Origin of the sequence: Brevundimonas sp. (assembly GCF_018608325.1) — a bacterium.
Classification (GTDB): domain Bacteria; phylum Pseudomonadota; class Alphaproteobacteria; order Caulobacterales; family Caulobacteraceae; genus Brevundimonas.
In genome coordinates, this window is sequence record NZ_JABAZW010000149.1 from 32,627 (window position 1) to 40,127 (window position 7,501).

Consider the following 7,501-nt stretch of genomic DNA (forward strand, 5'->3'; position numbering starts at 1 on the left):
TACGAGGACTACATCCGCTAGTAATAAGAATAGCACCGCCGCAGCGGCGAAGAATGAAGGATTGAAAACACGCATGCGTCATCTCCAGAAACAGGGCCGATCCAGCCCTGCATCTGTACGCACGCGCCCTGCACACCCCTCTCAACCGGTCGCAGAACATCTCTGCATGGCGTCGAAACCCGGTTGAAAGCCGCCGGGTTTCTTTGCATTTGGGCGGCGGCTCGGAACCTTGGCCTTTTGCCGTGCGCTTGGAGGTGATGGTCATGCCCGCCAACAGACTGCTGACGCTGGATCAGTCGAAATTCCTGGGATTCAGCGGCTTTCACCTGACGCTGGGCGGTCTGATCAGCGCCGCCGTCATCCTGTTGCTGACGTTTGCGGCAAGCTGGCTAGTGACGCGCGCCCTGCGCCGGGTGCGCGAGCGAGCTGAACGCAGCCGTCAGGCCGTCTATCTGCTGGAACGGCTGGCGGGATACGGCATCATCGTCGTGGGCGTCATGTCGGCCCTGTCGGCGGCGGGGGTGAACCTGTCGTCCCTGGCCGTGTTTGCGGGCGCGCTGGGCATCGGCGTCGGGCTGGGTCTGCAAGGAGTGGTCAAGGAGTTCGTGTCCGGCCTGTTCCTGATCTTCGACCGGATGGTGTCGGTCGGCGACTATATCGAGATCGAGGACATCGGCATTCGCGGCGCCATCATGGAGATCGGCCCGCGCGCCACCCGCGTCCGCACCAATGACAACGTCAATGTGCTGGTGCCCAACTCACGCTTCATCGAACAGCCGGTGACCAACTGGACGCTGAAGGGCGACACGCGCCGCATCCATGTGCCCTTCACCGTCGCCTATGGATCAGACCGGGGGCTGGTGCGCGATGCGGTGCTGAAGGCCGCGCAGGCCAGTCCCTTCACCCTGCCTGAGACCGAGGCGCGTAAGAGCCAGGTCTGGCTGGTGGCGTTTGGCGATCGGGGTCTGGCGTTCGAACTGGTGGTCTGGCCCACGCGCGATGCGGTCAAACGCCCCGCCGCCATGCACGCCGCCTACACCTGGCTGATCGCCGACGCGCTGGATGCAGCGGGCGTCGAGGTGCCGGTGCCGCAGACGGACGTGCGCCTGCGCCGCGCCTTCGGGCTGGAGGGCGACGAGGCGCTGAAGCGATTGGGCCACGGCGACGGCCCGGTGACCCAGCCCGGCGGCCCCTCGCGCGGAGGCCACACCGCCAACGACGCCGCCGCCGACGTCATGGCAGATGAGGAGGAGGAAGCGGCGGAACCGCCCGCCTCCCCCACGCGCCGTCAGGCGGACTGAGCCGCCTTCGCCTTCAGTCGATAGGCGTGCAGCAGCGGCTCGGTATAGCCGTTCGGCTGTTCGACGCCTTCGAACACCAGCGCCCGCGCCGCCTGATAGGCCAGGCTGGCGTCCGGGTTCGGGGCCATCGGCTGATACAGCGGGTCGCCTGCGTTCTGGCCGTCCACCTTGGCCGCCATGCGGATGAAGGCGGCGTCCACCTGATCGGCCGTGCACACCCCGTGCAGCAGCCAGTTGGCGATATGCTGCGAACTGATCCGCAGGGTCGCGCGGTCCTCCATCAGGCCGATGTCGTGGATGTCCGGCACCTTGGAGCAGCCGACGCCCTGATCAATCCAGCGCACCACATAGCCCAGAATGCCCTGGGCGTTGTTGTCCAGCTCGGCGGCGACCTCTTCGTCCGACCAGTTGGCGCCATTGGCCAGCGGCGGGGTCAGCAGGGCCTCCAGACCCGGCGTGGGCTGGGCCGCGACCGTCTTCTGGACCGCGAACACATCCACCGCATGATAGTGCAGCGCATGCAGGGTCGCCGCCGTCGGCGACGGGGTCCAGGCGGTGTTGGCGCCGGTCTTGGGGTGGCCGATCTTCTGCTCCAGCATGTCGGCCATGCGGTCAGGCGCGGCCCACATGCCCTTGCCGATCTGGGCCTTGCCGGACAGCCCGCATTTCAGACCGATGGAGACGTTTCTGGCCTCATAGGCGGCGATCCAGGCGCTGGACTTGATGTCGGCCTTCCGCACCACCGGCCCGGCCTGCATCGAGGTATGGATCTCGTCGCCGGTGCGGTCCAGGAAACCGGTGTTGATGAAGACGATCCGGTCCCTCACCGCATGGATGCAGGCCGCCAGATTGGCGCTGGTGCGACGCTCTTCATCCATCACCCCGACCTTCAGAGTGTGACGCGGCACGGCCAGCAGGTCTTCGACCGCATCGAACAGACGGTCGGTGAAGGCGGCTTCTTCCGGGCCATGCATCTTGGGTTTGACGATATAGACCGAGGCCTCGGCGCTGTTCTGGAACTGACCTCCATCCCCGCTTTTCTGGCCCTTTATGTCGTACAGAGCGATCAGGCTGGTGATGATGGCGTCCATGACGCCTTCGGGCGCGTCTGATCCGTCCGCCAAGCGAATGGCGGGCGTGGTCATCAAATGGCCGACGTTGCGCACGAACAGCAGCGAACGTCCCTTCAGCGTCACGGTCGATCCATCCGGCGCCGTGAAGACGCGATCCGCCTCCAGCGCGCGGGTCAGGGTCTCGCCGCCCTTCTTGAAGGTCGCCGACAGGTCGCCCTTCATCAGGCCCAGCCAGTTGCGATAGGCCTCGGCCTTGTCGGCGGCGTCGACGGCGGCGATGGAGTCTTCCAGATCGACGATGGTGGACAGGGCCGATTCCAGCACCACATCCGCCTGACCCGACGGATCATTGCGCCCGACCGGATGGCTGCGATCAATGACCAGTTCGATATGCAGGCCGTTGTGCTTCAACAGGATCGAGGTCGGCGCCGAAGCCTCACCCGAATAGCCCACGAACTGGCCCGCATCCTTCAGCGCCGGCGACAGGGCGCCGTCCTCCACAGACCATCCGGCGACCTCAGTATGCGACCCTGACGCCAGCGGCGCCGCCTCGTCCAGAAACGCCTTGGCGCGCGCCACGACGCGGGCGCCGCGCTCGACATCATAGCCGCCGCCCTTGGGCAGGTCGCCCAACGCATCCGTGCCGTACAGGGCGTCATACAGGCTGCCCCAGCGTGCATTGGCGGCGTTCAGCAGAAAACGGGCGTTCAGCACCGGCACAACCAGTTGCGGTCCGGCCAGGGTGGCGATCTCAGGATCCGCCGCCTTGGTCCCGATGGTGAAGGGCGCGGGCTCATCGACCAGATAGCCGATCTCGCGCAGAAACGCCTCTGAGGCGTCCACATCATAGGGCTGGCCCTTGCGGGCGCGGTTCCAGTCGTCGATCTGGCCCTGCAGCGTATCGCGTTTGGCCAGCAGGGCGCGGTTTTCCGGCGCGAACCGCTCGAAAACAGCCGCCGCCCCGGTCCAGAAGGCCGCCGCATCAAGACCCAGCCCCGGAAGCACATCCTGTTCGATCAGGGCGATGATTTCGCCCGCAACCTTCAGTCCGGCGCGATCTTCATGGGTAGTCATGGCGGCCTCTCTTTGCGGCTCGGAGATCGAGCCTGTAACAATCCGTGATCACGTAAGCCAAGCCCAAGCCGCTCCGCAAGGGTCACGTCGCGTCATCCGCCTCGCTTTTGGTCGAATAGGCCGACTGTGCGGCAAACGCGCTGCATCAAGGCTTGCGGGCGGGCGCGGCCGCGTCATGATCGGGGGATGGCCCTGATGCGTTCGATCACCCTGCACGGAATCCTGCTGGCCAGCCTGGCTCTGACAGCGCTGGTCGCGGTGCTGGCGCCGATACAGGCCCACTGGCTGACGCGCGTCGCCATCGGCTGGGCCGTCGGCGCCGCCGCCTTCATCGCCGCCACCCTTTTCCGCATGTCCCGCGCCGAGGGGGTCGACGCCATACGCAGGCGCGCCGCCGTTCTGGACCAGACCGGTCAATGGGTCCTGCCGCTCAGCCTGCTGGCGGCGGTCGCCAGCATCGTCATCGTCATCGGCGAGGCGACGCGCGGCGGCCAATCCCCCTTGATCAGCGGGCTTCTGTCCCTGACCACCGTGGCCCTGTCATGGACCTTCATCCACCTGATCTTCGCCCTTCACTACGCCCACGCCTTCTATCAGCAGCAGAAGAACGGAAAGGACCGGGGCGGCCTGATCTTCCCCGGCGAGACCGAGCCGGACTACTGGGACTTCCTGCATTTCTCGCTGGTCATCGGGGTGGCGTCCCAGACGGCGGACATCGAGATTTCGGACCGGGGCGTGCGCCGCCTGTCCAGCGTTCACAGCCTGATGTCCTTCACCTTCAACACAGTGATCCTGGCGCTGACGATCAATCTGATGGTCGGACTGCTGGGCAAATAGACGCCCCATCAAGGTAGGCAGGGTGTGAACGTCCGCCTCGGTCGGTGATGAATGCTTAACCGCGTCCGTGAACGGGACCGCAAGCGGCGGCGCCTATTGTGGCGATAAGGACGACATCGCGTCCGGTCCGTATCGAGCGTTTTCGCCCATGCTGTTTCTTCTGAACGACGTTGTGTTCGATCTGGACGAGGCCTGCCCGGTCACGCCCGCCGACGCGCGCCGGTTCGAGAAGCTGGACTTCGACTATGTGCTGCAACTGGGCTGTGAGCTTTTCGCCGAGGACCCGCTGCTGCATCGCAACGATCCGTCGCGCGCGCGCCGTCTGGCCTGGCTGATCGCTGAACGCAGCCCGGATGTGAACGCCGCCCTGTTCGCCGCGCCTGCCGTCGGCTGCAATCCCGATCTGGTCGAGCCGCGTTTCTGCGCCCTGCCCCACATCGTCATGCAGCAGTTGCAGGCCAAAGGACGTCGCCTCAACGCGGTCGCCGCCGACCGCGCTGTCTGGAACCGCCTCGCCGCCTGATCCTGTCAGGACCAGAACGGCCAAGGGCATTGAACGCGCTACACCAGCACGTTGAAGACGACGTGGACCAGGGTCGCGATCGCGAAGATAAAGCCGAACCCGACCAGAAGGCCGAAGGCAGGATGCAAGGGTTTGCCTTCACGGCGTGGGCGGGCGAAGCGGTCTTGAGGATGGATTACGGCCATCGTTCTTTTCCTTTCCCTATGTCCAGACCACCGGATCGGCGCCTGGGCGGGCGTCCGGCTCTGACGGCTGGATCGTCCCTGCAAAGATAGAATGACTCGGAAAGCCCTTCGTTGCGAGGGGTTATTTCGACGCGGGAAAATCAATTTTTCGCCAGTATTTAGCCTTATTTTAAAAGCGCCTCTTTACGCACAGGCGCAACCTCTGCGATCAGACCGTCATTCTGGGGGATGCTGAATGACTATGAAGATTGCGCGCGCTTGCGTCATCGGTGCTCTGGCGGCTCTGACCCTGGCCTCTTCGCCCCAATCCGCTCGCGCCGACTGGCTTCGCGCCGAGAGCGAACGCTTCATCGTCTACAGCGAAGGCAGCGAGCGTTCGCTGCGGGAATATGTCCAGAAACTGGAAATGTTCGACCGGGTGATGCTGTTTCAATCCGGCATCCTCAGCAGCACCACCCCGCCGCGGAAACTGCCCATTTATCTGGTCAGCGGACGCACCGGCCTGACGCGGGTGCATCCCCAATCTTCAAGTGACACGGTGGGCACCTATTTCCCGACCGAGGAAGACATTTTCGCCGTCGCCATACGCAATGACGACGGCATGGGCATGTCAGGCCAGGACGTGCTGATGCACGAATACGCCCACCACTTCATGTTGGGGAATACGCCCGGCGCCTACCCTGCCTGGTACGTCGAAGGGTTCGCCGAATACTATATGACCGCTGACATAAAAATCTCTGATAATTCAGTGATGTTAGGTAGCTACAATCGAAACCGCGCCTATTGGATCATGGCGGAAAACTGGATCCCGTTGGACATGCTTTTGCGGTCCCGTCCAGATGAGGTGCGAACCAGCAGCCAGCGCACGACCTATTATCCGATCGCCTGGCTGCTGACCCACTGGTTCTTCAGCGACCCTCAACGACGGATACAGTTTCAGGCCTATCTAGAGGACGTCGGCAAAGGAACAGACTCTGTCGAAGCCATGGAGCGGGCGACAGGCATGAGCCTGGAACAGTTGCGCACCGCTCTACGCCGTTACACACGCGTTAGTCTGAACCGACAGCGTATCTCTGGTCAGTTCCCCACCCCTGACATCACCATTACCCGTCTGCCGCGTTCCGCCAACGACCTGTTGCTGATCAACCAGCGCCTCAAGATCGGCGTGCCGCAAAAGGACCGCGCCGCACTTGGTGAAGAGGTCGCACGTCTGGCTGCGCGATATGGCGATGATCCGCTGGCCCTGCTGGCGGCCGGTCACGCGGGGATGCATTTTGGGAATCGCCCTGCAGGGGAAATCGCTCTGCAACGTCTGATCGAGATCGAGCCCGACAACATCGAGGCCCTGCAACTGCTGGCCCAGGAAAGACTGCGCCAGCTACGCGAAGCCGATAGTGATGCTGAGCAAAACGCCCTGCGCCGCGAAGCCCGCACCTATATTGCGCGCGCCTATGACGCCGCCCGGAATGATTACCGCACCCTGATGCTGATGACCGAACTGCGTCAGGGCCAACCCAATTATCCCAACGATAATGACATGTTGGCCATGGGACTGACGTTGGACCGCGCGCCACAACTGCCTGCCGTGCGTTTTAACTACGCTGCGGCATTGGCGGAAAAGAACGAGACCGAAGAGGCGATCGCCGTGTTGCGCCCCCTGGCGAACAATCCGCACGGCGGCGGCGCATCGCGATACGCCAACCGCATGATTGCAGCGCTCGAGGCCGGAGGAACACTGGCCGGACTGTCACAAGATGGCGACGATGAGATGGAAGACGTCCCATCAGACCCCGATGCGCCTGAGGCCTGATGCCTAATGCCTGAACGTCATCTCAGGGCGCTATGGAAGAATTTCGCAGCATCCTCCAGCACAGATGACATCGGGGCAGAGCCGGAACGGACATAGACCGCTGACCGACCGCCAACGGCGCGGATGCGCTGATCGAGCGTGACGGCGTCGACGACAGCGAGTGTGTCGCTATCTGCGCCATATCCCAGCCAGATCGGCGGTGCGTCCGGGCGGACATAGGCGACGGGCTGGGTCCAGGTCGGATCTGTGGTCTGTCCGACGCCGTAAACGCCCGCCAGACCGGCGGCGGCGCGGATCAGGTTCGGCTGATCGACGGCGGCCATGTAGCGACGGTCCAGGGTGATCATCATCGCCAACCCGGCACCCGCTCCGTGGCCCATCACGCCCAGACGGGTCGGGTCGCCGCCATGGTTCGGGGCGATGCGCGCCGTCTCCGCCGTCGCCACGGCGGCGTCGGCGATCTGGGCCGGAAACAGCGGCGGCTCGGTTACCGGATAATCCGGGAGCGCGACCACGAAGCCCCGCGCCGCCAGCGCCAGAGCCGTCGGCTCAGACTGTTCGCGCGCGCCCGGCTCGCCGAGGAAGACCAGCACCGGCAGCCCTCTCGCCCCATGCGGCGCATACAGGTCGATCCGTTGGCGCGGATCCTCGCCATAGGGCAGATCCTGCGCGACGCGACGCACGTCCCTGCTCAGCCG

At 64.4% G+C, this 7,501-nt stretch carries 7 protein-coding genes; 4 read left to right on the plus strand and 3 right to left on the minus strand.

Features of this window, described 5'->3' with window-relative positions; translation table 11 throughout:
* The first annotated feature begins 263 nt into the window (after nucleotides 1-263).
* Nucleotides 264-1,301 (plus strand): mechanosensitive ion channel domain-containing protein, encoded by a 1,038-nt coding sequence (locus QZ281_RS14895; protein WP_292229682.1) that lies wholly within the window; start codon nucleotides 264-266, stop codon nucleotides 1,299-1,301.
* Here the strand turns inward: QZ281_RS14895 and QZ281_RS14900 are convergent.
* Nucleotides 1,289-3,448, minus strand: coding sequence for a malate synthase G (locus tag QZ281_RS14900; protein WP_292229684.1), 2,160 nt, complete (start codon nucleotides 3,446-3,448; stop codon nucleotides 1,289-1,291). The two genes, QZ281_RS14895 and QZ281_RS14900, sit on opposite strands and share 13 nt — an antisense overlap.
* Nucleotides 3,449-3,643: 195 nt before the next feature.
* Between QZ281_RS14900 and QZ281_RS14905 the strand changes: the two genes are divergently transcribed.
* Both QZ281_RS14905 and QZ281_RS14910 read left to right on the plus strand, forming a co-directional pair.
* A complete protein-coding gene (locus QZ281_RS14905) occupies nucleotides 3,644-4,285 on the plus strand; it encodes a DUF1345 domain-containing protein (RefSeq protein WP_292229686.1) in 642 nt (213 codons plus the stop codon).
* Between the two features lie 148 nt (nucleotides 4,286-4,433).
* The gene (locus QZ281_RS14910) at nucleotides 4,434-4,808 is read left to right on the plus strand and encodes a hypothetical protein (RefSeq protein WP_292229688.1); all 375 of its coding nucleotides are present in this window, start codon (nucleotides 4,434-4,436) and stop codon (nucleotides 4,806-4,808) included.
* A 38-nt stretch (nucleotides 4,809-4,846) separates the two neighbouring features.
* On the opposite strand, the gene QZ281_RS14915 is transcribed toward QZ281_RS14910, so the two are convergent.
* Nucleotides 4,847-4,993 (minus strand): hypothetical protein, encoded by a 147-nt coding sequence (locus QZ281_RS14915; RefSeq protein ID WP_292229690.1) that lies wholly within the window; start codon nucleotides 4,991-4,993, stop codon nucleotides 4,847-4,849.
* A gap of 235 nt (nucleotides 4,994-5,228) precedes the next feature.
* On the opposite strand from QZ281_RS14915, the gene QZ281_RS14920 reads away from it, so the two are divergent.
* Nucleotides 5,229-6,803, plus strand: a complete 1,575-nt coding sequence (locus QZ281_RS14920) for a hypothetical protein (protein WP_292229691.1) — start codon at nucleotides 5,229-5,231, stop codon at nucleotides 6,801-6,803.
* Between the two features lie 17 nt (nucleotides 6,804-6,820).
* Here the strand turns inward: QZ281_RS14920 and QZ281_RS14925 are convergent.
* Nucleotides 6,821-7,501, minus strand: a 681-nt coding sequence (locus tag QZ281_RS14925) for an alpha/beta hydrolase (protein ID WP_292229693.1), incomplete at its 5' end; no start/stop codon positions are given.

What these genes read in the sequence shown, in the direction of transcription:
- QZ281_RS14895 (WP_292229682.1), top strand. Translation starts at nt 264, where the DNA reads ATGCCCGCCAACAGACTGCTGACGCTGGATCAGTCGAAATTCCTGGGA.
- QZ281_RS14900 (WP_292229684.1), bottom strand. Translation starts at nt 3,448, where the DNA reads ATGACTACCCATGAAGATCGCGCCGGACTGAAGGTTGCGGGCGAAATC.
- QZ281_RS14905 (WP_292229686.1), top strand. Translation starts at nt 3,644, where the DNA reads ATGCGTTCGATCACCCTGCACGGAATCCTGCTGGCCAGCCTGGCTCTG.
- QZ281_RS14910 (WP_292229688.1), top strand. Translation starts at nt 4,434, where the DNA reads ATGCTGTTTCTTCTGAACGACGTTGTGTTCGATCTGGACGAGGCCTGC.
- QZ281_RS14915 (WP_292229690.1), bottom strand. Translation starts at nt 4,993, where the DNA reads ATGGCCGTAATCCATCCTCAAGACCGCTTCGCCCGCCCACGCCGTGAA.
- QZ281_RS14920 (WP_292229691.1), top strand. Translation starts at nt 5,229, where the DNA reads ATGACTATGAAGATTGCGCGCGCTTGCGTCATCGGTGCTCTGGCGGCT.